General features: G+C 77.9%; 1 protein-coding gene. It reads left to right on the top strand.

Annotation, left to right across the window (positions count from 1 at the left end):
* The first annotated feature begins 89 nt into the window (after window positions 1-89).
* Entirely contained in the window at window positions 90-560 is a 471-nt protein-coding gene (locus IT781_RS22110) for a hypothetical protein (protein WP_194972319.1), read from the top strand.
* Window positions 561-620 lie beyond the last annotated feature (60 nt).

The raw sequence follows: 620 nt of genomic DNA, 5'->3' as shown, positions 1-620 counted from the left end.
CCCGCGTCCGCCGCGGGCGAGCTGCGCGCTGCCGTCGAGCGCGCGCTGCAGCCCGCCTCGGTCGGCCTGTGGCTGCCCGGAGGCCGCTGATGCGTGCGCGCCCGTCCGGACCTCAGATCGTCTCGGCCGCACTGCTCGCGGTCGCCGCGGCGAGCGCCGTCGTCATCGTCGCCCACCCGCCGGCGATCGCGCTGTGGGTCGTGGCGACCTCGCTCGTCGCGCTGCCCAGCATCGCGATCGGCACCCTGCTGAGCCTGCGCCGCCGCGACCTGTGGATGGGGCCGCTGCTCGTCGCGCTCGGCACCATGCCGCTGCTCACCGCGGCCGCAGAGGCGTGGGGCTCCACAGCGGCAGGCCCGGCGCCGCTCCCTGGAGCCGAAGCGGCGGCCGCGCTCGGCGCCGTGAGCTGGACGCTCTGGTGGCTCGCCCCCGTGCTCATCGGCATGACCTTCCCCGACGGCACGCCCGTCGGCCCCGCATGGCGCTGGGCGCTCTGGCTGCCGCCGGCCGCCGTGGTGCCGTCGGGCCACCCGCTGGTGACGATCACGCCCGACGCCTGACGCGCATCCGCCTCATCATCCCGACGCGATCGGGTCGGCGGGGCCGCGGCCGTCGCCGGG

Source organism: Methylobacter sp. BlB1, from assembly GCF_015476545.1.
Lineage (GTDB): Bacteria > Pseudomonadota > Gammaproteobacteria > Methylococcales > Methylomonadaceae > Methylobacter.
Note: the sequence above shows the minus strand (reverse complement) of the source record. Positions and strands in the feature narration are given on the sequence as shown.

Excerpts from the sequence above, each read along its gene's own strand:
- IT781_RS22110 (WP_194972319.1), top strand. The coding sequence starts at position 90 with ATGCGTGCGCGCCCGTCCGGACCTCAGATCGTCTCGGCCGCACTGCTC.